20 protein-coding genes and 2 pseudogenes are annotated in these 25867 nt (G+C 64.8%); 11 read left to right on the forward strand and 11 right to left on the reverse strand.

What is annotated here, in order from left to right; all coding sequences use genetic code 11:
* The first annotated feature begins 68 nt into the window (after positions 1-68).
* The 4 genes from ABWW33_RS27540 to ABWW33_RS27555 all read left to right on the forward strand — a co-directional run bounded on the left by ABWW33_RS27540 (position 69) and on the right by ABWW33_RS27555 (position 6598).
* Entirely contained in the window at positions 69-1592 is a 1524-nt protein-coding gene (locus tag ABWW33_RS27540; protein WP_353404637.1) for a carboxylesterase/lipase family protein, read from the forward strand.
* A 113-nt stretch (positions 1593-1705) separates the two neighbouring features.
* Positions 1706-4087 (forward strand): M1 family metallopeptidase, encoded by a 2382-nt coding sequence (locus ABWW33_RS27545; RefSeq protein ID WP_353404639.1) that lies wholly within the window; start codon positions 1706-1708, stop codon positions 4085-4087.
* 11 nt (positions 4088-4098) lie between these two features.
* Positions 4099-4578 (forward strand): DUF6702 family protein, encoded by a 480-nt coding sequence (locus tag ABWW33_RS27550; RefSeq protein ID WP_353404641.1) that lies wholly within the window; start codon positions 4099-4101, stop codon positions 4576-4578.
* A complete protein-coding gene (locus ABWW33_RS27555) occupies positions 4520-6598 on the forward strand; it encodes a TonB-dependent receptor (RefSeq protein WP_353404642.1) in 2079 nt (692 codons plus the stop codon). Before ABWW33_RS27550 ends, ABWW33_RS27555 begins: the two co-directional genes overlap by 59 nt.
* On the opposite strand, the gene ABWW33_RS27560 is transcribed toward ABWW33_RS27555, so the two are convergent.
* The 3 genes and pseudogenes from ABWW33_RS27560 to ABWW33_RS27570 all read right to left on the reverse strand — a co-directional run.
* Positions 6595-7617: an aldo/keto reductase gene (locus ABWW33_RS27560; protein WP_353404643.1), complete on the reverse strand. Its 1023-nt coding sequence runs from the start codon at positions 7615-7617 to the stop codon at positions 6595-6597. The genes ABWW33_RS27555 and ABWW33_RS27560 overlap by 4 nt on opposite strands.
* Positions 7618-7722: 105 nt before the next feature.
* Positions 7723-9435: a methyl-accepting chemotaxis protein gene (locus tag ABWW33_RS27565; RefSeq protein ID WP_353404644.1), complete on the reverse strand. Its 1713-nt coding sequence runs from the start codon at positions 9433-9435 to the stop codon at positions 7723-7725.
* 160 nt (positions 9436-9595) lie between these two features.
* A pseudogene (locus tag ABWW33_RS27570) lies at positions 9596-9761 on the reverse strand (rhodanese-like domain-containing protein); the annotation flags it as partial.
* Between the two features lie 4 nt (positions 9762-9765).
* On the opposite strand from ABWW33_RS27570, the pseudogene ABWW33_RS27575 reads away from it, so the two are divergent.
* Positions 9766-9942: pseudogene (locus ABWW33_RS27575) on the forward strand (aliphatic sulfonate ABC transporter substrate-binding protein); the annotation flags it as partial.
* Between the two features lie 81 nt (positions 9943-10023).
* Positions 10024-10221 (forward strand): hypothetical protein, encoded by a 198-nt coding sequence (locus tag ABWW33_RS27580; RefSeq protein ID WP_353404645.1) that lies wholly within the window; start codon positions 10024-10026, stop codon positions 10219-10221.
* Here ABWW33_RS27580 and ABWW33_RS27585 read toward each other — a convergent pair.
* Together ABWW33_RS27585 and ABWW33_RS27590 are read right to left on the reverse strand one after the other, a co-directional pair.
* Positions 10218-10919 (reverse strand): Crp/Fnr family transcriptional regulator, encoded by a 702-nt coding sequence (locus tag ABWW33_RS27585; RefSeq protein WP_353404678.1) that lies wholly within the window; start codon positions 10917-10919, stop codon positions 10218-10220. The genes ABWW33_RS27580 and ABWW33_RS27585 overlap by 4 nt on opposite strands.
* Before the next feature lie 201 nt (positions 10920-11120).
* Positions 11121-11858, reverse strand: coding sequence for a GntR family transcriptional regulator (locus ABWW33_RS27590; protein ID WP_353404646.1), 738 nt, complete (start codon positions 11856-11858; stop codon positions 11121-11123).
* A 133-nt stretch (positions 11859-11991) separates the two neighbouring features.
* Between ABWW33_RS27590 and ABWW33_RS27595 the strand changes: the two genes are divergently transcribed.
* Both ABWW33_RS27595 and ABWW33_RS27600 read left to right on the forward strand, forming a co-directional pair.
* A complete protein-coding gene (locus ABWW33_RS27595) occupies positions 11992-13224 on the forward strand; it encodes an MFS transporter (protein WP_176651516.1) in 1233 nt (410 codons plus the stop codon).
* 10 nt (positions 13225-13234) lie between these two features.
* Positions 13235-14122, forward strand: coding sequence for an amidohydrolase family protein (locus tag ABWW33_RS27600; protein ID WP_353404647.1), 888 nt, complete (start codon positions 13235-13237; stop codon positions 14120-14122).
* Here ABWW33_RS27600 and ABWW33_RS27605 read toward each other — a convergent pair.
* Positions 14112-14354, reverse strand: a complete 243-nt coding sequence (locus tag ABWW33_RS27605; protein ID WP_176651517.1) for a hypothetical protein — start codon at positions 14352-14354, stop codon at positions 14112-14114. The genes ABWW33_RS27600 and ABWW33_RS27605 overlap by 11 nt on opposite strands.
* Positions 14355-14531: 177 nt before the next feature.
* Here ABWW33_RS27605 and ABWW33_RS27610 point away from each other — a divergent pair, with 177 nt between their 5' ends.
* Positions 14532-14708 (forward strand): DUF3606 domain-containing protein, encoded by a 177-nt coding sequence (locus ABWW33_RS27610; protein ID WP_176651518.1) that lies wholly within the window; start codon positions 14532-14534, stop codon positions 14706-14708.
* Here ABWW33_RS27610 and ABWW33_RS27615 read toward each other — a convergent pair whose 3' ends face one another.
* From ABWW33_RS27615 to ABWW33_RS27635, 5 genes are all read right to left on the reverse strand, one after another.
* Positions 14709-15593, reverse strand: a complete 885-nt coding sequence (locus tag ABWW33_RS27615) for an alpha/beta hydrolase (RefSeq protein WP_353404648.1) — start codon at positions 15591-15593, stop codon at positions 14709-14711.
* Positions 15583-18645: a glycosyl hydrolase family 28-related protein gene (locus ABWW33_RS27620; protein ID WP_353404649.1), complete on the reverse strand. Its 3063-nt coding sequence runs from the start codon at positions 18643-18645 to the stop codon at positions 15583-15585. Before ABWW33_RS27620 ends, ABWW33_RS27615 begins: the two co-directional genes overlap by 11 nt.
* A gap of 3 nt (positions 18646-18648) precedes the next feature.
* Positions 18649-20019, reverse strand: a complete 1371-nt coding sequence (locus tag ABWW33_RS27625; protein WP_353404651.1) for a gluconate:H+ symporter — start codon at positions 20017-20019, stop codon at positions 18649-18651.
* Between the two features lie 12 nt (positions 20020-20031).
* A complete protein-coding gene (locus ABWW33_RS27630) occupies positions 20032-23019 on the reverse strand; it encodes a TonB-dependent receptor domain-containing protein (RefSeq protein WP_353404652.1) in 2988 nt (995 codons plus the stop codon).
* A 120-nt stretch (positions 23020-23139) separates the two neighbouring features.
* Complete coding sequence (locus ABWW33_RS27635) at positions 23140-23646, reverse strand: gluconokinase (RefSeq protein WP_353404653.1); 507 nt, start codon at positions 23644-23646, stop codon at positions 23140-23142.
* 306 nt (positions 23647-23952) lie between these two features.
* Between ABWW33_RS27635 and ABWW33_RS27640 the strand changes: the two genes are divergently transcribed.
* Entirely contained in the window at positions 23953-24921 is a 969-nt protein-coding gene (locus tag ABWW33_RS27640) for an MBL fold metallo-hydrolase (protein WP_353404654.1), read from the forward strand.
* Between the two features lie 72 nt (positions 24922-24993).
* On the forward strand, positions 24994-25857 hold the full coding sequence (locus ABWW33_RS27645) for an alpha/beta fold hydrolase (protein ID WP_218087772.1): 864 nt from the start codon (positions 24994-24996) through the stop codon (positions 25855-25857).
* Positions 25858-25867: the final 10 nt, after the last annotated feature.

Raw genomic sequence — 25867 nt, forward strand, 5'->3', positions numbered from 1 at the left:
ACAAAATGTCGCCAATCGTCTCGCTTCCAGCTATAGTTACCGCTACCATTCCACTTTTCGTAGACGATATGAACAAATTCGGTTTGCTGTTGATCGCCGCCAGTGCCATCACTTTCAATTCCCAGGCCGCCTCCGCGCCGCGCGCCGCCACCGCCACCGGCGTGGTCGAGGGCACGCTTGAAGCGTCGGGCGTCACATCGTACAAGGGCATCCCGTTTGCGGCGCCGCCGGTCGGCGACCTGCGCTGGAAGGCGCCGCAGCCGGCGCAAAAGTGGAAAGGCGTGCGCAAGGCCGATCACTTCGGCCCGCGCGCGATGCAGCTGCCGCTGTTCGGCGACATGGTGTTCCGCTCCAGCGGCGTCAGCGAGGACTGCCTGTACCTGAACGTCTGGACACCGGCCAAGTCGCCCAAGGCCAAACTGCCGGTGCTGGTCTACTTCTACGGCGGCGGCTTCGCTGCCGGCGACGGTTCCGAGCCGCGCTACGATGGCGAAACCATGGCCAAACAAGGCATCGTCACGCTGACCGTCAATTATCGCCTGAATGTTTTCGGCTTCCTGGCCCATCCCGAGTTGAGCGCCGAATCGCCCAACAAGGCGTCCGGCAACTACGGCCTGATGGACCAGGCGGCCGCGCTGCAATGGGTGCGCAAGAATATCGCGGCCTTCGGCGGCGATCCCGCGCGGGTGACCATCGCCGGCGAATCGGCCGGCTCGTGGTCGGTTAGCGCGCAGATGATTACGCCGCTGTCCAAGGGGCTGATCGCCGGCGCCATCGGCGAGAGCGGCTCGCTGCTCGGCCTGAACGCCCCGCCGCCATTGGCCGAGGCGGAAAAGAACGGCGCGGCGTTCGCCGAGAAAATCGGCGCGCCGACGCTGGCCGCGCTGCGCGCCCTGCCCGCGCAGCAGTTGCTGGAAACCCTGAAGCAGCCCGGCACTCCGTGGTTCAGCGCGATCCAGGACGGCTACGTGCTGCCGCGTCAACCAGCCGCCATGTACGCGGCGGGCGAGCAGGCCAAGGTGCCGCTGCTGGCCGGCTGGAATTCGCAGGAAGGCCATTATAGGCAGATCCTGGGCGACAAGGAAGCCACCGCCGAAAACTTCGACAGCGCGCTGAAACAACTCTACGGCGAGCGCGCGGCCGCCGCCCGGCAAGCCTACAGCGGCGACGTGATGCAGGCCGCCACCGACCTGGCCGGCGACCGCTTCATCGCCTACGGCACCTGGAAGTGGCTGGACACCCATGCCCGCACCGGTGGCAAGCCGGTCTACCGCTACTATTACTCGCATCCGCGTCCGGGCGAGACCGGCGCCGGCCACTCGGTGGAAATCGAATACGCGCTGGGTAACCTGCCGGGAAATAAAGTGTATTCATGGACTGCGGAGGATGCGGCGCTGTCGTCGCAGATGCAGGCGTATTTTGCCAACTTCATCAAGACCGGAAATCCCAACGGCGCAGGCCTGCCGGTTTGGCAGAAAGCCAACAGCGGCAAGGGTTCCCCGCTGATGAGGCTGGACGTTCCAAGCGCCTCCATGATCGCCACCGACGACGCCCATTTCGAGTTCCAGGAGCGTCAGTTGCAAATCAAGTAAATCAACTATATTAACTGTGACTTAGTTTGTATTTTATTGTATCAGCCGGTTATTCTTTGAAAACTTGCTATACACTATTTCTTTTCTTCGGGTAAAGATCAGGAATACAAACTATGCGCAAGACTATAGGCTTTCTGGCTGTTTGCTTCACGGTGTCCGCTTTTGCGGCGGAACCTTTCGACGACAAGTTCCGTCAACTGGACGAGATCCTGCCGACCGCGAACTCCTACCGCACCGCTTCCGGCGCCCCTGGCGCCGCCTACTGGCAGCAACGCGCGGACTACAAGATCCGCGCCACGCTGGACGAGGCCAAGCGCGCCATCAGCGGCAGCGAGGAGATCCACTACCACAACAACTCGCCTGATACGCTGAGCTACCTGTGGGTGCAGCTGGACCAGAACATCTACAAGAAGGATTCCGACGCACGCATGATGCTGACCCAGCCCTCGCGCGAAGCGTGGGCCAAGCCGCGCAATCCGGAAGACGGCTACAAGTTCGAAGGCATGCGCGGCATCCTGGCCGGCCGTGAATTCGACGGCGGCTTCAATATCAAGAACGTCACCGCCGGCGGCCAGCCGCTGAAGTACACCATCAACCGCACGATGATGCGCATCGACCTGCAGACGCCGTTGAAGCCTGGCCAGAGCTACGCCTTCAATATCGACTGGTCCTACAACATCAACGAACAACTGGTGCTGGGCGGCCGTTCCGGCTACGAGCACTTCGAAGAAGACAAGAACGACCTGTTCGAGATCGCCCAGTGGTACCCGCGCATGGCGGCCTACTACGACGTGATGGGCTGGCAGCACAAGCAGTTCCTCGGCTCCGGCGAATTCACGCTGGAATTCGGCGACTATGATGTGCAGCTGACCGTCCCGGCCGACCACGTGGTGGGCGCCACCGGCGAACTGCAGAACGCCAACGACGTATTGACCGCGACCCAGCGCGACCGCCTGGCCAAGGCCCGCACCGCCACCGCGCCGGTCGTCATCGTCACGCAGGAAGAAGCCGAGAAGGCCGAGAAATCGGTCAGCACAGCCGCCAAGACCTGGCATTTCAAGGCCTCCAACGTGCGCGACTTCGCCTGGGCCTCCAGCCGCAAGTTCATCTGGGATGCGCAGGGCTTTAAGAAGGACGCCACCAACGTGATGGCGATGTCCTACTATCCGAAGGAAGGCAACCCGCTGTGGGGCAAGTACAGCACCCAGGCCATCATCCACACCATCGACCAGTACAACAAGTACAGCTTCGACTTCCCGTATCCAACCGCGATCTCGGTCAACGGCCCGGTCGGCGGCATGGAATACCCGATGATCTCGTTCAACGGCCCGCGTCCGGCCAAGGACAAGAAGACCGGCGCCGTGACCTGGTCGCAGCAGACCAAGTACGGCCTGATCGGCGTGATCATCCACGAGGTGGGCCACAACTACTACCCGATGATCATCAACTCGGACGAGCGCCAGTGGACCTGGATGGATGAGGGCCTGAACACCTTCGTGCAGTACCTGGCCGAGCAGGCATGGGAAGACGGCTACCCGTCGCGCCGCGGCGAGCCGCGCAACATCGTCGACTACATGCGCAGCCAGAACCAGGTGCCGATCATGACCAACTCGGAGTCGCTGCTCCAGTTCGGCAACAACGCCTATGCCAAGCCGGCCACCGGCTTGAACATCCTGCGTGAAACCATCCTGGGCCGCGACCTGTTCGACTACGCCTTCAAGGAATACGCGCGCCGCTGGAAGTTCAAGCGCCCCACCCCGGCCGACTTCTTCCGCACCATGGAAGACGCTTCCGGCACCGACCTTGACTGGTTCTGGCGGGGTTGGTTCTACACCACCGACGCGGTCGACATCAGCATCGACGGCATCAGCGAATACGGCGTGAATACCAAGGATCCGGAAAAGGAAAAGGCCTGGAAGAAAGCGCAGAAGGACGCGCAGCCGATTTCGCTGTCCGAGCAGCGCAACAAGTCCCTGCCTAAACGCCTGGACGCGCACCCTGAACTGAAGGACTTCTACAACGAGCACGACGAGTTCACCGTCACCAACAAGGACCGCAACACCTATGCCGAGGCGATCGAGAAGCTGGAGCCTTGGGAGAAGAAGCTGCTGGATCAGGGCAAGCACCTGTACCTGGTGGACTTCTCCAACCTGGGCGGCATGGTGATGCCGCTGGTGCTGGAGATTGAACTGAAGAGCGGCAAGAAGTACATCGAACGCGTGCCGGCCGAAGTATGGCGCTACTCGCCGAAGAAGATCACCAAGCTGATCGTCACCGACGAGCCGATGGTGGGCCTGGTGCAGGACCCGTACTGGGAGACCGCCGACATCGACACCAGCAACAACGCCTGGCCACGCAAGGTAACGCAGTCGCGCGTCGAGCTGTTCAAGACCGAACGCGATCGCAACAACCTGATGCGCGACTTCAACACGCCGCTGAAGGGCAAGGACTCCAAGGGCGCCGACAAGGGCTCGAAGGAACCGGCGGCTGAATGATGTTTCGTTCCATGCGACTTATTGCAGCAACCGTGCTGGCCTTGGCCGGCACGGCGGCAAGCGCCCATAATTTTCACATGGGCATAGCCGACATCAGCTACAACGAGCGCACCGGCAGCACCGAGATCGTGCACACCTACACCGCGCACGATCTCGCCACGCTGCTGACCAATCTCTACGGCCGCAGCTTCGACCTGGGCCAGCCGGACAGCGAACAGCCGCTGCGCCGCTACGTTGAAAAACAGTTTTACATCGAAGGCCCGGACCACAAGCGCCTGCCGCTGCAATGGGTAGGCATGAAGGCCGACGCCGACAGCGTCGTCATCTTCCAGGAAATCAAGGGCGTAAAGCTGGCGCCGGCCGCTCGCATCCACAACGCCTTGCTGATAGACTTCCAGCCATCGCAAAAGAACACAGTCAACCTGCAAGCCGATGGCCCTATCCAGACTCTCATCTTCGATCAAGGCAGCATCGATCAAACCACCCGTTAAAAGGCTGCTGCCGCTGGCGTTGCTGGCGATAGGCGTGGCGCATGCCGATGATATCCTGCAGAGGGTGATCGTCGACGGTTCGCGCGCCAGCCAGCTGGGCGTGGCCGACGCGGCCAGCGCCGGCAGCGTGTCTCAGCAGGAGCTGGCCGCGCGCACCGTCTACCGTCCCGGCGAAATCCTCGAAGCGGCGCCCGGCCTGATCGTCAGCCAGCACAGCGGCGAAGGCAAGGCCAACCAGTTCTACCTGCGCGGTTTCAACCTGGACCACGGCACCGACCTGCGCACCACCGTCGACGACATGCCCGTCAACCAGCGCAGCCACGCGCACGGCCAGGGCTGGACCGACCTGAACTTCCTGATCCCGGAACTGGCGGTGCGGCTCGACTACAAGAAAGGCCCCTACTCCGCCGAGGAAGGCGATTTCGCCTCGGCCGGCACGGCGTCCGTGGTGTATGCGAACCGCCTGCTGCAAGGCGTGGCGACGGTGTCCGCCGGCCAGCACGGCTACGGCCGCGCGCTGCTGGCCGATTCCATCGAAGCCGGCAACGGCAGCCTGCTGTACGCGGTCGAAGCGCTGCACAACGACGGCCCGTTCACGCATCCGGACGACTATCAGAAGCTGAACGCCGTGCTGCGCTACAGCGAAGGCTACGCCAACAACGGCTTCAACGTCAGCCTGATGGTCTACCGTGCCGACTGGAACTCGACCGACCAAATCCCGCTGCGCGCCGCGCAGGACGGCCAGATAGGCCGCAACGACGCCATCGACCCGACCGACGGCGGCAAATCGCATCGCTACAGCCTGTCCGGCGCCTGGCGCCGCACCACCGACGACAGTGCGTCCAGGGTCAACGCCTACGTCATCGCCAACCAGCTGGACCTGTATTCCAACTTCACCTACTTCATGGACGACCCGGTGCACGGCGACCAGTTCGCGCAGCCGGACAAGCGCGTCACCAGCGGCCTGAATGCGAGCCACAGCTGGCACCGTCACACGGACACCGGCAACAGCGAGACCACCATCGGCCTGCAGCTGCAAAACGATAACATCTTCAACGGCCTGCTCAGCACACAGGCGCGCAAGACGCTGTCGGTCACCCGCGAAGACCACATCGTCGAATCCAGCGCCGGCTTGTATGTCGAGAACAGCACGCGCTGGAACAACGCCTTCCGCACCGTGGCCGGCGCCCGCGTCGACAGCTACCGCTTCGACGTGCGCAGCGACCTCGCCGCCAACACCGGCAAGGCCAGCGACCATCTGGTCAGCCCCAGCCTGAGCCTGATCTACGGACCGTGGCAGACGGCCGAACTGTACGCCAACATCGGCAACGGCTTCCACAGCAACGACGCGCGCGGCGCCACCATCCGCGTCGATCCGAAGACCGGTGACGCCACCGGCAAGGTCTCGCCGCTGGTGCGTTCGCGCGGCATGGAGCTGGGCGCGCGCAGCACATGGCTGCCGGGCCTGCAAACCTCGTTGTCGGTGTACCGCCTGGATTTCGATTCGGAGCTGACCTATGCCGGCGATGCCGGCACCACCGAAGCGGGACCGCCGAGCCGCCGCTACGGCGTGGAATTCTCGAACTATTACAAGCCGCTGAAATGGCTGTCCATCGACCTGGACCTGGCCTATGCGCGCGCCCGCTCGCGCGGCGATCTGCCGGAGCGGAGCTACATCCCCGGCGCCATCGAAGGTACCGGCCAGCTGGCGGTCACGGTCGATGATGGCGGCCCCTATTCTGGCTCGTTGAAGCTGCGCTTCTTCGGCCCGCGTCCGCTCATCGAGGACAACAGCGTGCGCTCGAAGCAAAGCCTGACGCTGAACGGCCGCCTGGGCTGGAAGATCAAAAAGGGATTGACGCTGGAGTTGGAAGCCTTCAACCTGACCAATCGCCGCGACTCCGCCATCGACTACTACTATGCGTCGCAGCTGAAGGGCGAAGCGGCGCCGGTCGACGACATCCACTTCCACCCCATCGAATCGCGCTCGCTGCGCGCGACCCTGATCAAGAACTTTTAACGCGGCTCGTTCAGCATCGGGAAACCGCGCTGGTGCCACACCGGGTAAGCCGGCGATACGTCGCTGGCCGCTTCCAGCAGCGCGTTCTGCTCGGCCGTCAGGCGCCAGCCGGTGGCGCCGATGTTATCGATCAGTTGCCGCTCGTCGCGCGCGCCGATGATCACGCTGGAAATGGTCTTCTTCCCCAGCAGCCAGTTCAGCGCCACCTGCGGTATCGTCCTGCCGGTCTGCTCCGCCACCACATCCAGCGCGTCGACGATTTTGAACAGCCGCTCCTCCTCGAAATGCGGGCCGGTGCCGGCGATGTCGTGCGCGCGGGTGCCGGGCTTGGCCGGCTGGCCGCGACGGATCTTGCCGGTCAGCTTGCCCCAGCCCAGCGGACTCCAGACCATCGCGCCCACGCCCTGGTCGGCCGCCAGCGGCATCAGCTCCCACTCGTAGTCGCGGTTCAGCAGCGAGTAGTAGATTTGATGCGCGACGTGGCGCGGATAGCCGTAGCGGTCCGACACGGCCAGAGACTTCATCATGTGCCAGCCGGAGAAATTGGAACCGCCGATGTAGCGCACCTTGCCGTCGCGGACCAGTTGGTCGAGCGTGGCCAGCGTTTCCTCGACCGGTGTGTTGTTGTCCTGTCCGTGCAATTGCAGCAGGTCGACGTGATCGACTTCCAACCGCTGCAGGCACTGGTCGACCGCATCGATCAAATGCTGGCGCGAGGAGCCGAAATCGTTGGCGCCTTGTCCGCTGGGGAAAGTGACTTTGGTGGAGATCAGCAAGCGGTTGCGCTTGCCCTTGATGGCCTGGCCCAGGATCTTCTCCGCCAGACCGTCCGAATAGACGTCGGCGGTATCGAACATCGACACGCCGTGTTCAAGGCAGACGTCGATCAGGCGAGAGGCGCCGCCGGCGTCCGTGCTGCCCCAGGCTTTGAAGAAGTCGTTGCCTCCTCCAAAAGTGCCGGTGCCAAAACTAAGTTCCGGCACGCGCAGACCGGATTTTCCGAGACGATTATGCTCCATCACCACCCTCCAAAAGAAACGCGCCACGGCAGGGGTGGCGCGTTGGTTCTGGATTGTAGCGCGGGCTGGAAAATCCCGCCGCGCAGTCTGGCTCCTATCCCCGGATCAGAACTCTTCCCACTCGCCGCTGGAGGTGGCGGCGGCGCTGGACTTGAGTTTCTGCGTCGCTGCGGGAGCCGGCTTGGCGGCCGGCTTGGCGCGCGGCTTGGGCAGCGTGGCAACGGTGGCGGTGCGCACCGGACGTGCGGGCGCAGGCGCAACGTAGGCGGCATGCGAAGCATTGATCTTGAACGCGCTGACCGCGCGTTCCAGCGTATCGGCCTGGTCGCGCAGGGCTTGCGCGGCGGCGGCGGTTTCTTCCACCAGCGCCGAGTTCTGCTGCGTGGTTTCGTCCATCTGCGTCACCGCCGAGTGCACCTGGGCGATGCCGTCGTTCTGTTCCTGCGTGGCGGCGCTGATCTCGCCGACGATGTCGGTCACCTGCTTGATGCTGGCGACCACTTCCTGCATCGTGGTACCGGCCTGCTCCACCAGCTTGGTGCCGGAACCGACCTTCTCCACCGAGTCGTCGATCAGCGCCTTGATTTCCTTGGCCGCCGCAGCCGAGCGTTGTGCAAGGTTGCGCACCTCGGTCGCCACCACGGCGAAGCCGCGACCCTGTTCGCCGGCACGCGCCGCTTCCACGGCGGCGTTCAGCGCCAGGATGTTGGTCTGGAAGGCGATGCCGTCGATGACCGAGATAATGTCGACGATCTTGCGCGACGATTCATTGATCGAACCCATGGTGATCACCACCTGGTCCACCACGGTGCCGCCCTGCGCCGCCACGTCCGACGCCGAACGCGCCAGCTGGTTGGCCTGGCGGGCGTTGTCGGCGTTCTGGCCGACGGTCGAAGTCAGTTGTTCCATGCTGGCGGCGGTCTGTTCCAGCGCCGCGGCCTGCGACGAGGTGCGCTGCGACAGGTCGCCGGTACCGGCCGCGATCTGCTGCGAAGCCGAGCCGACGGCGGTGGTCGAGGCACGCACGGTGTCGATGACGCCGGCGATCTGCTCCAGCAGCTTGTTGAAGGCGACCGCCGTGTGGCCGACTTCGTCCATGCGTTCGATCTTGATCTGGCGGGTCAGGTCGAGCGACTGGCTTACGTCTTCCAGCGTGTCGCGGATCGATGCCAGGCTGCCCTTGATGATGACATACAGCTGCCAGGCCAGCGCGCCGGTGGCCAGCAGGCCCAGGACGATCACGCTCACCATCAGGCGGAAGGCGAAGTTGTAGGCCGCGATACTCTCGTCGCGCACATTGGCGATCAGCTTGTTGTTGTATTCGATATGGTCGTCGAAGCCCTTCTTGACGGCGGCGGCGGACAGCGCCAGCGGCGTGCCGGCCTGCAGCGTGGCGCGCACGGCGTCCATGTCGCCGGCATGGGCGCCGGCCACGAATGGAATCAGCGCCTGGCGGTAGGCGGCCATGTTGGCGCGGTCCGCGTCCAGCATCTTGCGATCGGTCTCGTCGAAGATGTTATTTTTTTCATAATTATTGAGAATCTCGTCGAACTTGGCGTGGGCATCGTTGTATGCCTTGTCCAGCGCGGTCTTGTCGGCCAGGTTGGAGAACACCGACAGGCGATAGCCGGCCAGGCGGCTGTCGGCCAGCGAGCCCTTGGCCAGGTTCAAGCCGGCGATGCTGGGGATCAAACGGGTCTGGACCATATCCAGGCGCTGCTGCGCGCGCGACAACTGCGTCAGTCCGGTGATGCCAACGAATATCAGCGCTAGCAACGCCAACGACAGTGTCAAAATCAAGCGCTTTGTAATAGTCATGGTGACTTTTCTCATGAAAGTGATGGAGGAACTGGCCATCTGTGCAGCCTGAACGCAGTATAACGGAACAGTGTTACCGCTAGATAACTATGAACAGATTTACGCTGCATTGCACCCAAAATGCAACGCATGCATAAAGCATCCGACTCAGGCCACAGACTTAAGCCGCATACACGCGGAAGCCGTGCGTGCCGTCGCGCGCCAGTTGCGCGACCAGCCCGAACTCCCAGTCGAGGTAGGCTTGCATCGCTTCGGCGCGGTTGTCGGTGCCTTCCGATCAGCGGCGAGGCTAGCCTCATCGTACCGGACGCCAGCGGCAGGCCGGCGTGCGTCTGGGGGCTGGATGCGAAAACGGTGGAACTGGCCAACAGCCGCCGCAGCTACGATGTGCGTCCGGTGTTGAAGGAAGCGCTGGGAGAACAACAGCGCATCGCCGACGCCTTCTTTGGCGAAGGTCTGCTGCCGCGCAAGCTGGACGCCACGGCGGTGCCGCTGTGGTGCAGATAGTTTTCAGTACGGATGAGCAGGTATGCGATAAACGTGGGCTAGCGTACAGCCGGCAAGGGGTATGGAAGTCAGAATGAGGTCATGGATATCTCACGCCTCCGCCGCAAACCGCCCGCCCCAGCCTATGCCCTGCATCGGCAAATGGCGGCCGTCAGTCGCAGCATGTCTGCCGCTACGGTCGAGGAATCGATGATGGCGAACCGGTGGGCGGTCGCCTGGTACAAACTGGTGCAGCGCAAGCTGGATGAGCTCCAGCAGGCACCCAGGTATCTGCATTAGGCGGCGACATAGCAGCCACCGGCGCGCTGCTCCATGGCGCCGCGATCGAGCACGATGACGGTACCGCGGCGATATTCGATCAGGCCCTCTTCCTGCAGCTTGCCGGCGCAGCAGGTGATGCTTTCGCGGCGCACGCCGAGCATGTTGGCGATCATTTCCTGGGTTACTTTCAATTCGTTCGACTGCGAGCGGTCCAGGCGTTCCAGCAGCCAGCGGCACAGGCGCTGTTCGATGCTGCCGTGACGCACGCCGGCGACGGTTTGCGCCAGCTGCGCAAACAGCGCGCTGGTATGGCGCATCAATTGCTGGGCCAGCGCGCCGCCGCCGAAGAATGCCGTGCGCAGCACCGCCCCCTTGATGCGGTAGCCGTAGCCGGCGCTTTGCACCACCGCCGAGCAGTTGGCGCGTTCGGTTTCGTACATCGATACGCCGACCACGCCTTCGCGGCCGACCACGGCGATCTCGCTGGCGCCGCCGTCTTCCGTCACAAACTGCAGCGAGACGATGGCGTTGGTGGGGAAGTACGCGTAATCCATCTTTTCACCGAAGTCGAACAGGTGCTTGCCGGCGGCCAACGGCACCAGTTCCAGGTGCTCGAACAGGCTGATCAACTCCTCGCGCGACAAGGCACGCAGCAGCTCGTTCTGCTGGGCGCCGATCAGGCTGACGGCCGGGTTGACGCAGATCTCCGCCTGCATATTGGGTACGGCGTTACTGGATACGGAAGTACGGGTTGCTTGGTACATGGCGAGCCTCTATAGGTTGCAGATCGTTACCGACCTGATGAACACACTATATGCCCGCTATGTGCGCTGTACCCTAGGACGCCGTGTGCGGCATATGTAGGTTAGTAACATAACACTATGTGGTCCCAGTCCTACGAGAATGGAGCGCCGGCGTCAGCGGATCTCGATCTGGTAGCGGAAGCCCTCGGCCGGGCCGCGCGAGCGGCGCCACTCCAGCGGCTGGCGGTCGTAGCCGAAAGCCAGCCGCTCGATCACCACCACCGGCTGGCCTGCCTTGAGCGACAGCGCCGCCGCGTCGCGGGCATCGGCCGCATCGACGGTCAGCGTTTCCTGGGCAGACGCGATCACCACGCCGCAGCGCTCCTCGTACATCGGGTACAGCAGATCGCCGAACTGCTCCGGCTCGATTTTCAGCAGCGGCGCGAAAGGCGCGCGCGGCAGCCAGATCTCCTCGATCAACACAGTCTTGCCATCCACCAGCCGCAAGCGATCCAGGCGTATCGCCTGCGCCGTCTTTGGCAGTCCCAGCGCGGCGGCAACGGCGGCCGGCGGCGGCGCCAGGCCTCGTTTCAGCACGCGTCCCTGCGGTACCTGCCGCGGATCGCCGTTGATCTGATGACGGAAGAAGCGAAACAGCGAGGCGTCGAACGTCGGCCTGCGCACGAAGGTCCCCCGCCCCTGATTACGCTCCAGCAGGCCGTCGGCCACCAGCGTTTCCACCGCCTTGCGCACAGTGCCGATCGCCACGCCGTACATCCTGGTCAGCTCGGTCTCGGTGGGTATCGCCACGCCGACCTGCCATTCGCGGCGCGTGATCCTCGCCACCATATCGTCGCGCAGCCGCTGGTACAGGGGCAGGCGGTCGTCGTATTCCAGTTTGATGGCATTCATGGATTGCTCTGTATGACTATAGATATGGATATCCATACTTTAGCATACCGATTCTTGTTGACAGGTTTTAATCCGGGGCCTAAGATTCATTTAAACATATATATGTTTAAATGAATAAAACAAGGAGACGCACATGTTTAGCTGGTATCGCCAGGTGTCCAAACTCGAACGCAAGACGTTCTGGGCATGTTTCAGCGGCTGGGGGCTGGATGCCCTGGACGTGCAGATGTTTACACTCGCCATTCCCGCCCTGATCGCGGCGTTCGGGCTCGACAAAACCCAGGCCGGCTTGATCAGCGGCGTCACGCTGGTGTCGTCGGCGTTGGGTGGCTGGTTCTGCGGCGCGGTGTCCGACCGCATCGGCCGCGTGCGCACGCTGCAACTGACCATCCTGTGGTTCTCCGTGTTCACCTTTCTCTGCTCGTTCGCGCAGACCTTCCCGCAACTGCTGGTGCTCAAGGCGCTGCAAGGCTTCGGCTTCGGCGGCGAATGGGCGGCAGGCGCGGTGCTGATGGCCGAAACCATGCGCAACGAACACCGCGGCAAGGCCATGGGGACCGTGCAGAGCGCATGGGCGGTCGGCTGGGGCGGCGCGGTCATTCTCTATACGGTGCTGTTCTCGTGGCTGGCGCCGGACATGGCCTGGCGCGTGATGTTCGTCATCGGCCTGCTGCCGGCGCTGCTGGTGGTCTATGTGCGCCGCTCGATACCCGAACCGGAACGCCGCGCCGCCCCGCCGGCAAGCGGCGACAGCGTGCCGCTGGTGGGCATCTTCTCCCCCGCCCTGCTGAAAACGACGTTGCTGGGCAGCCTGCTGGGCATGGGCGCGCACGGCGGCTACTACGCGCTGATGACCTGGCTGCCCACTTATCTGAAGACCGAACGCCATCTATCCGTGCTGAGCACCGGCGGCTATCTCGCGGTCATCATCATCGCCTTCTGGTTCGGCTGCATCACCAGCGCCCAGTTGCTGGACCGCATAGGCCGGCGCCGCAACGTCGCCCTGTTCGCCCTCTGCTCGACGGTGACGGTGCTGATCTACTTGATGATACCGTTGACCAACATGGAGATGCTGGTGCTCGGCTTCCCGCTGGGCTTCTTCGCGGCCGGCATACCGGCCAGCCTGGGCGCGCTGTTCAACGAACTGTATCCCGCCCATATCCGCGGCGCCGGCGTGGGATTCTGCTATAACTTCGGGCGTATCGCCTCGGCCGGTTTCCCGGTGCTGGTGGGCTACATGAGCAAATCCATGCCGCTGGGCGAGGCGATCGGCATCGACGCCGCCATCGCCTACGGCCTGGTGGTGCTGACGGTGCTGATGCTGCCGGAAACCCGCGGCCGCAAGCTCGACGCCATTCCAGCGTGAGGAGGCCCGCATGAACCGCCGCCAGTTTCAATCAGCCGCCTTCCTGGCTACACTCAGCGCCTGCTCCATTTTCAAGAGACCGACCACCATGTACGCCATCGACTGCCACGCGCATGTCTTCCTGCACAATCTGCCGATGCCCGACAAGCGCCGCGCGCCCTCCGGCTACGACGCGCCGCCGGAACAATTCCTCGCACTGCAGGACGCCAACGCCGTCACCCACGGCGTCATCGTCCAGCCCAGCTTTCTCGGCACCGACAACAGCTATCTGGTCGACGTATTGCGGCGCTATCCGCGGCGCCTGCGCGGCATCGCCGTCGTCAAGCCCTCCATCGCCGACGAGGAGCTCGACTCGCTGCATCAGGCCGGCGTGATGGGCATACGCTTGAATCAGGTGGGTTTGGCCGCGCCGGACTTTGCCGCGCCCGCGTGGCGCAGCCTGCTGCAACGCCTGCAGCAGCGCGGCATGCAGGTCGAGGTGCATCAGACCGCCCGCGAACTGCCGCCGCTGATCGCGCCCTTGCTCGACGCCGGACTCAATGTCGTCGTCGACCATTTCGGCCGTCCCGATCCGGCGCTCGGCATCGACGATCCGGGATTCCGCTACCTGCTGGCACAGGGCGCATCCAGGCGGCTGTGGGTCAAGCTCTCGGGCGCATATCGCAATGGCGCCAACGGCCGGGGCGAGGTAGTGGCGCTGCAGGCCATGCCGCTGTTGCGCGAGCACCTGGGCCTGGAGCGGATGATGTGGGGCAGCGACTGGCCCCACACGCTGTTCGAGAAGACCGCCAGCTACGCCGGGCAACGGCAGCTGCTGGCACAGTGGCTGCCGGACGAGCAGGAGCGCCGGCGCGTACTGTGGGATACGCCGGCGCAACTATTCGAATTTACACCTTGAATTTGAAGCGGGACGCTTCCTCGACCAGCCGTTCGTCGCGGCTGCGCAGGCGGCCGGGATTGCGCCGGTGCTCCGGCTCGGCCACCACGCGCTGGATCACTTCCTCGGGCACGCCGCGATGGCTAAGGTAGGCAGCGGCGCTGTCGGCACCTTTACGGTCGGCAACTTCGATGCCGGCTTCGACGACTTCGGCGCCGACGTAATCAGGGCGGAAAGTATGGGTGGTGGACATCGCAGCCTCCGGGCCAGTGGATATGGTAAGACACCATACTGCGATTGTATAGCAGCCTGCACCGTGCGTTGTAGCACTCTGGGAAAGAAAGCTGTTCCCATGTGCGCCAGTGCACGGTGCGCCGTGGCGCAAGCTGGCAACATGATGGCACTAAAGCACTCTTTTTTAAATACCATCATGCAAGTCCAGACCAAGACCTCAGATTACCGCAGCCTCCGCACCATCAATCCGCAGCATGCGCCGGAAGTCCGCTTCTGGGCAAGGGAGTTCGACGTGCCGCCGTCCAAGCTGATCGAAGTGGTGCGCGAGGTGGGCCGCAACGTCGGCGAAATCCGCAAACGCTTCGAACAGTAATTACTGCGCCGGCGACGGCACGCCCTGCGGCGCCTGGCCGCCGTGCGGTATCAGCCAGCCGCCGTCGGCCAGCCAGTCGGCCAGGCGGTCCGGCCAGTGCACGTCGGACAGCCGCTCCGAACGCTGACCCATGTTGAAGGCGTGGTCGGTCTCCGCATACATATGCAGCTCGGCCGACACGCCCGCCGCCACCAGCTGCTGATACAAGGCTATGGCCGGCGGCGCGCAGCACTTGTCCACCGATCCCGCGACGATGAAGGCCGGCGGCGCGTTCTGCACGGCCTTGGCCGGCACGCCCAGCGGACCGGGATAGACCAGCACCTGGAAGTCAGGCCGCGCGCTCAGTTTGTCGATGGCGTCCGCCGTTCCTGCCGGCGCCGGCGCCGGATTGTCGGCCACCAGCGACACCAGCTCGCCGCCGGCCGAGAAGCCCATGATGCCGAGCCGGTTCGGATCGATCTTGTACTCCGCCGCATGCGCCCTCACCCAGCGCACGGCGCGCCGCAGGTCGGCCGCCGCATCGTTCTCGATGCTGTAGCTCGAACCCTGGTCGCGCGCCAGCCGGTACTTCAGCACGAAGGCGGTGACGCCGGAACGGTTCAGCGACTTGGCCGCCACCAGCCCTTCGTTGTTCCACACCAGCATGCGATGGCCGCCGCCCGGCACCACGATCACGGCGGCGCCGTTGGCGTGGCGCGGATCGGCCTTGACCACGGTCAGCGACGGATCGTGGATATTGCTGACGTAGGTGTTCTGCACCGTCTCCGGCTCGTTGTGGCGCTTCTCCGACCCCGGCGCGCCGTTGGGCCACAGTTGAACGGTCTGCTGCGCACCCGCCTGCGCGCACAACAGCAAGAGCGCCAAGCCGAATTTGTTAATGCCCATTGAAGCCTCCCGCGGCGTAAAGGGTATGGTGAGTCAGGATGAACAGCGTACCATCGCCGTCACCGCCGAAGATCAATTGCAGCGGACGTTCCGGCACATCGATGCGGCCGATCTCCTTGCCGTCCGGCGCGTAGACGAATACCTGGCCGTTGGCCACGTAGACGTTGCCGGCCTTGTCCACGGCCACGCTTTCGCCGCCCCGGTTGGCGACCTGTTTCAAGTCGCCGATGCCGCCGCCCTGCCCGATCACACCGCTGAAGGTGCGGTTCTCGGAGCCGTTGGTGAACACCACGCGGCCGTTGGCGCCGGCCGCCACCAGGCCATGCGTGTCGAGCGTGTCGGAGAAGCGGTAGCCGAGGTGATTGGCCGGGCCTTGCTGGAACACGCGGTAGGCCGGCATCACCAGGCTGCCGTCCGGCGACACGTACTCGCGCTTCTTCGGCAACGCCACGTCGCGGGCGAACATCTCGGCCAGCGTGGTGAACTCGTAGGTGTCGGGGTTCAACTGGTCGCGGAACTCGCCGTTCTGCCAGAAGTTGACCGGTACCACGGTGCGTGCGCCAGCGTGGGCGGCGACCGGCGTCGGCTTGATCAGCGTCAGCGGGCCGGCCGGCTGGTCCGGGTGGAACGAGTAGACCGTGCCTTCGGGACCGTGCGAGGACAGCACCATCAGCGCGCCGCTCTTATCGAAGGCCAGGTTGATCGCATCCAGCGGCGCGTCGCGCACCACCACCATGCCGTCGGCCTTGGACCAGCTGTAGATGCGCTGGAAGCGGCGGTCCACGAAATAGAGCTTGCCCTTGGCGTCGACCGCCGCGCCGGCGATCGAATAGAAATCGCCTTCGAGCTTGTCGACCTTGACGCCGGCGCCGACGCCTGCTCCAGCCAGGGCTGGCGCGGCTGCGGCAGCGGGACCGGAGGCGCCGATATCCAGCGAAGCGAACTCGCGCTCGCGCACTTCCAGCTTGTGCGTGACGTCCTGCATCGCATTCTCATACGGGTACTTGGTGACGCGCAGATAGGTGTCGCAGCCGTTGTCGTCGCAGGTGGCGTAGCCGCTCTCGCCGTTGACGTGCACGTTGCGGAAGCGGATGCCGCTGGAATTACTCAGCTTGACCGCCGACGGCGCAGGCTTGATCGAACGCGTGACGCGGTAGGCATGGTAGTTGGCGAACAGCAGATTCTTCGAATTGCGGATCTCCAGCGAGACCGAGTCCATCCCGTCGCGCACTTCCTCCTCGGTTTGCGGCGCCAGGAATTCCCAGTTCTCCACGCCGTCCAGCACGATCTCGGCGCGGATGTGGTGTTCGGCCGACAGTTCGTACACCTTGCCCGGCGTCTTGGTGTTCGACACGTAGAAGCCCGCCTGCGCGAAGGTGCTCGGCGTCCAGCAGGCGACGAAGGTGCCGCCGCCGCCGTCGGTCACCCAGATGCTCGGGTACTGGCGGTCCCAGTGTGCGGTCGGATCGAAGTCGGCCCGCTTCTGGTAAGGGTCGCGGCGCGTGCCGTCATACAGGCGCGTGCCGTGGCCGCCCTGGACGCGGATGTCGTCGACCAGCGAATCGGCGCCAGCCTTCCACAGCAGCGCCGTCGCGCGCGGGTTGACTTCGCCGGTGGCCAGGCCGAAGCCGGTGACGATGGCGTCGCCGCCCTTGGCGCTTTCCAGCAGCGCTTTCGGGCCGTCGACGCCGGCGTACAGCGGCGAGCCGTTCGGCAGCACCAGCTGCGTCAGGCCCGGATGCAGGCCGATGAGCACCGTGTCCGGCTTCATGCGGATGGTGTCGTTGACGACGTAGAAGCCCAGCGGCAGATACACCACGCGCTTGCTGTCGATGGCCTTCTGGATCGCCGCCGTGTCGTCGGCCACGCCGTCGCCGATGGCGCCGAAGCTGTGCACGTTGGCCCATTCGGTACTTGGCGGCAGCGTGCGCATGACCTGGCGCGGCGCGGCCGGCAAGGCTTTCAACGGTTCCATCTTGATGCTGGTGGCGAACTGCCCGGTGCTGCCCAGGCCGGGCAGCGCCAGGCCGTAGCTGAATTCCCTGACCGCGTAGGTAGAACCCGTGCCGGCGATGGTCTTGCCGCTGTCGCGGAAGCGCGCGAACACCGGCGTGTTGCGGGCCATGGCGTGGTCGAAGCCGACCTGCGTGTAGACGTTGCCCTCGTTGCTGATGACCACCGCCGCCTTCGACACATTCTCGAAGCGCACGTCCTTGCCCCACAACCAGTCGCCGTAGCCGCGGTCGATCTCGATGCCGACCGGCGTGTTGCGGATGCTGGTGTTGATCAGCGTGAGTCCCGCCTCATGCTCGCGGATGGCGGCGTCGCGCTGGCCTTCGAAGGTCGAGTCCATCAGCGTGTACTGCCACGCCGGCGACGTCTTCTCGGACAGGATGCCGTAACGGCCGCCGTAGAATTTCAGGTCGAAGCTCTCGTTGCCGACCTGGTAGATGCCGGCCAGGCCGGAGCCGATATGGAAGTCGATATGGCTCAGGTAGGAGTGCTGCGCCGTGCGCAGGCGCACCGCCGCAGCAGCCGGATTGCCGTCGCCGATCTCGAAATCGACGTTGCTCAGCGCCGAATAAAACGTCGACGAGTTGGCGTCGCGCACCTTGTCGCTGAACGGCACGGCGCTGGCCACCGGCACCGGCACCTTGCCCACCGTGTACTGGTCGCCGCCGGTGAACACGATCATGTTGCCGACGCCCTTCTGGAAACCCGGCGTGCGCGCGCCGAGCACGAACACCGGCCGCGTCGGGCCGACGCCGTACAGGCGCACTGATAGCGGTACCAAAATTGAGCGAGAAATGCGGTACCGGCCCGATGGCAGGAACACCACGCCACCCTCGCCTTTGTTGGCGGCGCTGGTGACGGCCTGCTGGATGGCGTCGGTGTCGTCGGCCACGCCGTCGCCCTTGGCCTGTACTTTCACGGCGCGCGGGTCGTCCGGCATGGTCTGGTAGGCGGAGATCGACGCGGCTTGCACGGCAAGCGGCGCGCACAGAACGGCGACCGCGGCAACGAGAGCGCGGGTCATTGGGAGTTTCATCATTTGTTATCCAATCAAGGCGGAGAGGAGCAACACGAAAATCAGTCCGAAGACGCCGACCAGCGTCTCCATCAAAGTCCACGAGCGGAAGGTGTCCTTCAGCGACAGGCCGAAGTATTCCTTGAACATCCAGAAGCCGGAATCGTTCACGTGGCTGCACATCAAGCTGCCGGCGCCGATCGCCAGCACCATCAAACTCGGATCGATGCCGGACGACTGCACCACCGGCGCGACGATGCCGGCCGCCGTCAGGCCGGCCACGGTGGCCGAGCCCAGACACACGCGGATCAGCGTCGCCACCAGCCAGCCCAGCACCAGCGGCGGCACCGGCAGGCTGCCGAGCTGCTTGCCCAGTTCGGTGCTGACGCCGGAATCGACCAGCACCTGCTTCAGCGCGCCGGCGCCGGCGATCACCAGCAGGATGGGCGCGATGTCGCGCAGCGCATCCTGGGCGCCGGCCATCAGCTTGGGCAAACTCTGGCCGCGCGCCAGCCCCAGCGTGACCACGGCGGCGGCCAGCGCGATCAGCATGACGATCATCGGATTGGCCAGGAAGGCGATCAGCGATTTCAGCAGCGGGCTGTCCACCGGCACCAGCGTCAGCGCGGTGGCGGCGGCCAGCAGCCACACCGGCAGCAGCGCGGTGGCGAAGCTGTTGAACACGCCAGGCAGTTCGGCCTCGTCGCGCAGGCCGGTGCGGAACAGCGGCGCCGGCTCGCTATGGATGCGTTTCAGGCTCATCGCGAACACCGGCCCGGCGATGATCAGGGTCGGCACGGCGACGATCAGGCCGTAGAACAGCGTGCGTCCCATGTCGGCATGGAACTGCGCCACCAGCGCCGTCGGCGACGGGTGCGGCGGCAGGAAGCCGTGGGCGATCGACAGCCCGGCCAGCAGCGGAATGGCCAGCGCCACCGCCGGCCGTCCGCTCTGGTACACCAGCGAGAACACCAGCGGCACCAGCAGCACGAAGCCGACGTTGTAGTACAGCGGTATGCCGGCCACGAAGCCGGTCAAGGTCAGCGCCACCGGCATGCGGGCCGAGCCGAACACGCCGATCAGATAGCTGGCGATGCGCTGGGCCGCGCCGCTGTCGGCGATCAGCTTGCCGAACACGGCGCCCAGGCAGACGATCACGATCAGCGAACCGAGCAGATCGCCTATGCCCTTGTCGATGGACTTGGGAATGGCGTCCAGCGGCATGCCCAGCAGCAGCGCCGCGACCAGCGCCGCCACCACGAACGCCAGCAGCGGCTGTACCTTGCCCCAGGCGATCATCAAGGTCAGCAGTCCGACCGACAAGGCCACGGCCAGCATGCTCCACGCGGCGGGCGTCATTCCGAAGAACGACGCCAACGGACTAATCATAGTAGTCATCACCCGGACGGCTTAGAAGCTGTAACGCACGCCGGCGCGGTACACGCGGCCGAGCACGTCGTACAGCGTCGGGTTGATGGCGAAGCTCAGGTTGGCCTGGGGCGCCGCGGCCGGATCGACGTTGCCGATGTTGTCGATCTTGAAGTAGGCGGTGGTCTTCGCATTGACCTTGTAGGTGCCGCCGAGGTCGACGTAGAAGGCGCCCTTCATCTGGTTGTTGAAGATGGTCGGGTGGATCGTGGTCGAGACCGGGCAGTTGGTCTGGCACTCGATGAACTCGTTGCTGTAGACGCCTTTGCTGATCCAGCGTTCGGTCAGCATCAGCCCGTACTTGTCGGTGTCCCACGCTTGCGAGGCCAGGCCCTTCCACTTAGGCGTGCCGCCCAGGTTGTTGCCCGCGCCTTCGGACGGGATCGTGCCCACCACGCCGGGATCGGTCAGGAAGCTGATGGTGCGGGTGGCCAGCGCGCGGAAGGTCAGGCGGCCAGGCAGGCCGAAGTCCTTCAGGTTCATGCGGTAGGCCGCCTCGATGTCGTAGCCCTTGTTGCGCAGCGACGCCAGGTTGAACGCCTGCACCGTCACGTAGTTGTTGGTGGTGCTGGCACTGTTGAGCACCATCGCCGAGCAGATTTCCTTGTTGCCGGCCACGCACAGGTCGACTTCCTGCTGCGCCGACAAGGTCGAGATCACGCCGTTGACCTTGATGTCGAAGTAGTCGACCGAGGCGCTGAAGCCGGGCAGCCACTTCGGCTGGTTCAGCACCGCGCCGAACACGGTGTTGCGGGCGATCTCGGGGCGCAGATTGGTGTTGCCGACCGTGCGCTGCTGGACCGTGATGGTGTTGCCCTGGTAGCTGACCACGTTGTTGACCACCACGGCGGCCGCATACAGTTCGCTCAAGTTCGGTGCGCGCACGTCTTTCGAGGTCACGGCGCGGAAGCTCAGGCCGTCGACCGGGGTCTTCCAGCTGCCGCCGATCTTCCAGCTTTCCACGCTGCCGGAGGTGCTGTACTTGGTGCGGCGGTCGGCCACGTTCAGGTTGGCCTCGCCGAAGGTGGCGGACTTCAGCATCGGAACGTTCAGCTCGACGTAGGCTTCCTTGACGTCGTAGGTGCCCGAGGCATTGTGGTAGTTGCCGGCGTACCAGTTGTTGCCAACCGCCGTGTTCAGCAGCGGGTCGGCCGGATAGGCCGCCGTGTTCGGGCTGTCGGCGGAGACGCCGTTGCCGTATGGGTCGCCGGTCACGCTGTAGTGTTCGCGGCGGTACTCGGCGCCGGTCGCCACGGCGATCGGGCCGGCCCACGATTCAAACGGTTCGCCGTGCAAGTTGAAGCTGGCGACCTGCTGCGTTTGCTTGGTGTGCTGCTGCGGACCGTTGGCTGGTTCGATGTAGGCCATTGCCGCCGGATCGGCCGGCACGTCGCCGATGATGTTCAGCGGCACGCAGCCGGAAGCCGCCGCCACCGGGTTGCGGCAGACGATGGTGCCGTTCGGGCCGCGCACCGCGTCGATGGCGGCGTTGTAGCGCGCATTGAGCGAGATGTCGTGGACGATGATGTCGGTCTTGTTCTGGCCATATTCGGCGTAGGCGTCATACGACCATTCCTTGCCGGCCAGCTGGAAGCGGCCGTCGGCGCCCACCACCACGCGTTCCATCTGGCGGGTCGGATGGACGTTGATGTTGCGCGGGAATTCGGCGTTGGCCGTACCGTACTGGAAGCTGGTGATCTTGTTGGCGGCGCAGGCGGCCACGATGGACGCCGGCAGGAACGGGTTGTCGCACTGTATCGTCAGGTTGGCGTTCTTGGCCGCGCCCGGGTTCGGCGAGAACACCGATTCGACCTTGCCGAAGTTGGTGGTCAGGTAGATCTCGTGGTCGGGATTGATGTCGAAGCCGACGCGGGTGTACGCCACCTGGCGCTTCAGGTCCATCGCCAGGTTGGTGCCGGCGCCCACGCTGCCGCTCAGGTCGCCACCGACGCAGAACGGGTTGACGCAGCCGGTCACCGCGCCGGTGCCGGTCGGCTTGCCGCCGCCACCGTAGTTGAACTGGTACGGCACGCCGCCGGGACCGAAGGCCGTGCCCTGCAGCGGGCCGTTGGTGATCAGGCCGTACTTGGCGTACTGATATTGCTGGGCGTGATCGATGACGGTGTATTGCGGCTTGCCGTCGTTGGTCTGGGCCAGCGGACGGATCTGGTAGGCGGTGTTCTTGTACCAGGTGCGGCCGTTCGGGCCGACTTCGCCGAAGCCCGGCGAATCGATGCCCTTCTCGCGGCCGAACTCGCCGCTGACTGCGACGTGCAGGCGGTCGTCCATGAAGGCCTTGCCCCAGGCCGCCTGCACGGTGCCGTTGCGGTCGTCGTGGTAGGTGGTCTGGCCGCCTTCGACGTTGGCCTTGAAGCCTTCGAATTTCTTGTCGGTGACGAAGTTGACCACGCCGCCGATCGCGTCCGAACCGTAGGACGCCGAGGCACCGCCGGTGACCACGTCGACGCGCTTGACCAGCAGTTGCGGGAACTGGCTGACGTCGGTCACGCCGGTGACGTTGGCGCCCACCACACGCTGGCCGTCCAGCAGGGTCAGCGTGCGGATCGGGCCCAGGCCGCGCAGGCTCAGCGAGCTCAGGCCCTGGATGCCGCTGGAGGTGCTGTTGGTGCTGGTGGTGCGGCCGGTGCTGCCCTGCAGCGCCGGCAGCTCGGCGATGGTGTTGAAGATGTTGGGCTGGGCGTTCTTGGCCAGGTCGTCGGCGTTCAGCACGGTGGTCGGCGTCGGCTGGGTGAAGCCGCGCGAGGCGATCCGGGAGCCGGATACGGTCACCACGGTCTGCACCGGCGCGGCGTTGGCATCTGGGGCGGCATTGGCGTCCGCGTTGGGCGGGGTCTGGTCGCCCGGGGCGGCAGGGGCAGCGGCAGCGGCTTGCTGCGCGTGGGCCGGCATGGCGATCCAGCAGCAAGCGCTGGCCACGGCCAGGCTCATGATTGTGTTACGTTTACGCATTGTAGTCTCCTGCTATATTTTTATGAGGTAAGGGTCAACGTGCGGAATTTCTGACGGCTCCGCTACGCACTGCTTGCAACGCTGCCCGGCCCCGTCAAGCCAGACGGTATTCGGGCACTTTCAACTACCGATCTTGCCGGCGAGGATATGACGCACCAGCGTTTCCGGCGCATCGGCGATGTCCAGCGTGATGCCGGCCTCGTCCTGCTGCAGCGGTTCCAGGACATGCAACTGGCTGTCCAGCAGCGACAGCGGCATGTAATGACCGACACGCGCCTGCATGCGGTCGGCGATCAGTTCGCGCGCGCCGCTCAGGTGGGCGAAGCGCAGCGCCGGGTCGGCCGCGCGCAGCTGGTCGCGGTATTTGCGCTTCAGCGCCGAGCAGCCCAGCACCAGCCCGGTGTTCAGCAGCCGCGCGCTGTGGATCTGCCCGGCCAGGGCCTGCAGCCAATCGTGGCGGTCGGCATCGTCCAGGGCGACGCCGGCGGACATCTTGGCCACGTTGGCCGGCGGGTGGAACTGGTCGCCCTCGATATAGGGTACGCCAAGTGCGCCGGCCAGCGCCTGCCCTACGGTGCTCTTGCCGCAGCCACTGACACCCATCACTACCCAGCGGGTACTTTCCATCCAGCTCTCCAAGGCATGGCCAACGTTAAGTTAGCGCTAACATTATTGTTTTAAATAAATCGCGCCCGACTTCTACGCGATGGTCACAACGCAAAGATAGCGTTATCATTCTTAGTGACTTTAGACTAATGGGAAAATTTGTAAAGAAGTATTGATACTGCGATGCAGCATAAGAAGGCCGGCCACCAGATCCATATCCGGCTGGCGGCGGGCTATGGCGGCGCAGCATGGGGCCGACTGGACTAAAGACAGGTGTTGCGGGGCCGCCACTGCGATAGCATCGGCAATCGCTACCGGAGCACTGCCATGACCTTACTTCTGTCCCGCCTGCCGGCCATCCTGCTGCTGGCCGCATCGACACTGGCGCACGCCGCCGCGCCGCGGGTGCGCACGCAGGCGCCCGGCTTTTACCGCATGATGCTGGGCGACTTTGAAATCACCGCGCTGTCCGACGGCACGCACGCCTTCCCCATCGACAGCGTGATGACCCATATTGCGCCGGCGCAAATCGCCTCGGACCTGGACCAGGCCGAACTGCGCCAGCCGGTGCAAGGCTCGATCAATGCCTTCCTGGTCAACACCGGCAGCAAGCTGATCCTGATCGATGCCGGCGCCGGCCAGCTGTATGGCGATTGCTGCGGCAAGCTGGTGGACCACCTGCGCGCGGCGGGCTACCGGCCCGAGCAGGTCGACGAAGTGCTGATCACCCATCTGCACAAGGACCACGCGGGCGGCATCGCGGCACAAGGCGCGCCGGTGTTTGCCAATGCCGTGGTGCGGCTGTCGCAGGCCGAGGCCGACTACTGGCTGGCGCCGGCCGGCAAGGCGTCCGCGCCGGCCTTCCTGGCCAGCTTTTTCGACAGCGCGGTCGCGGCGGCGGCGCCCTACCAGGCCAGCCGGCGCTTCCAGCCGTTCAAGGCCTACGGCCCGCTGGAGCCGGGCATCGAAGCGCTGGCCGGTCCGGGCCACACGCCGGGCCACGCAATGTACCTGGTGAGCAGCCGCGGACAACAGTTGCTGGTCTGGGGCGACATCGTCCACGTGTCGGCGATCCAGTTGCCGCATCCGCAGGCCACCGTCAAATACGACAGCAGCGAAGCCGACGCAAGCGCCACCCGCCGGCAATTGCTGGAGATGGCGGCCGGCAAGCACATGCTGGTCGGCGCGGCGCACATCGCCTTCCCCGGACTCGGCCACATTGCTCACGCGGGCGCCGGCTACCAGTGGCTGCCGCTAAACTACGACGGCGCGCCCTCTCCCTTTAGCCCGCCCTGATCTTTTGGCAGGAGCGCACGATTGCGCCGCTGCCTACACTGGTCTCTCCCAACCAACGCAAGGAGCACCGCCATGCCGGATACCAGCCTCAACCAAAGCAAACCGCAACTGTCGATCGACAGCGTCATCACCAGCGACGGCACCCGCATCCACTTCAAGGACTGGGGCAGCGGCGCCCCGGTCGTGTTCAGCCACGGCTGGCCGCTGCAGGGCGACGCCTGGGAAGACCAGATGATGTTCCTGGCCAGCCAGGGCTACCGCGTCATCGCCCACGACCGCCGCGGCCACGGCCTGTCGAGCCAGCCATGGAACGGCAACGACATGGACACCTACGCCGACGACCTGGCCACGCTGATCGAAGCGCTGGACCTGCAAGGCGCCACGCTGGTCGGCCATTCGACCGGCGGCGGCGAGGTGGCGCGCTACATCGGCCGCCACGGCACCTCGCGCGTGGCCAAGGCGGTGCTGGTCGGCGCCGTGCCGCCGCAGATGGTCAAGTCCGCATCCAACCCGAACGGCCTGCCGATGTCGGTGTTTGACGGCATCCGCTCCGCCGTGCTGGCCGACCGCTCGCAATTCTTCAAGGACCTGACCACGCCGTTTTACGGCTACAACCGCCCGGGCGCCAAGGAATCGCAAGGCGTGCGCGACACGTTCTGGGCCCAGGGCATGCAGTGCGGCATCAAGAACGCCTACGACTGCATCAAGCAGTTCTCGGAAACCGACTTCACCGAAGACCTGAAAAAGATCGACGTGCCGACCCTGATCGTGCACGGCGACGACGACCAGATCGTGCCGATCGACGCGTCGGCCAGGGCCTCGGCCAAGCTGGTCAAGAACGCCACGCTGCTGGTGTATGAAGGCGCGCCGCACGGCCTGCCGACCACCCACAAGGACAAGCTGAACGCCGACCTGCTGGCTTTCCTGAAGGCGTAACTCTTTCGGG

The organism is Duganella hordei (assembly GCF_040369125.1).
Classification (GTDB): Bacteria; Pseudomonadota; Gammaproteobacteria; order Burkholderiales; family Burkholderiaceae_D; genus Rugamonas; species Rugamonas hordei.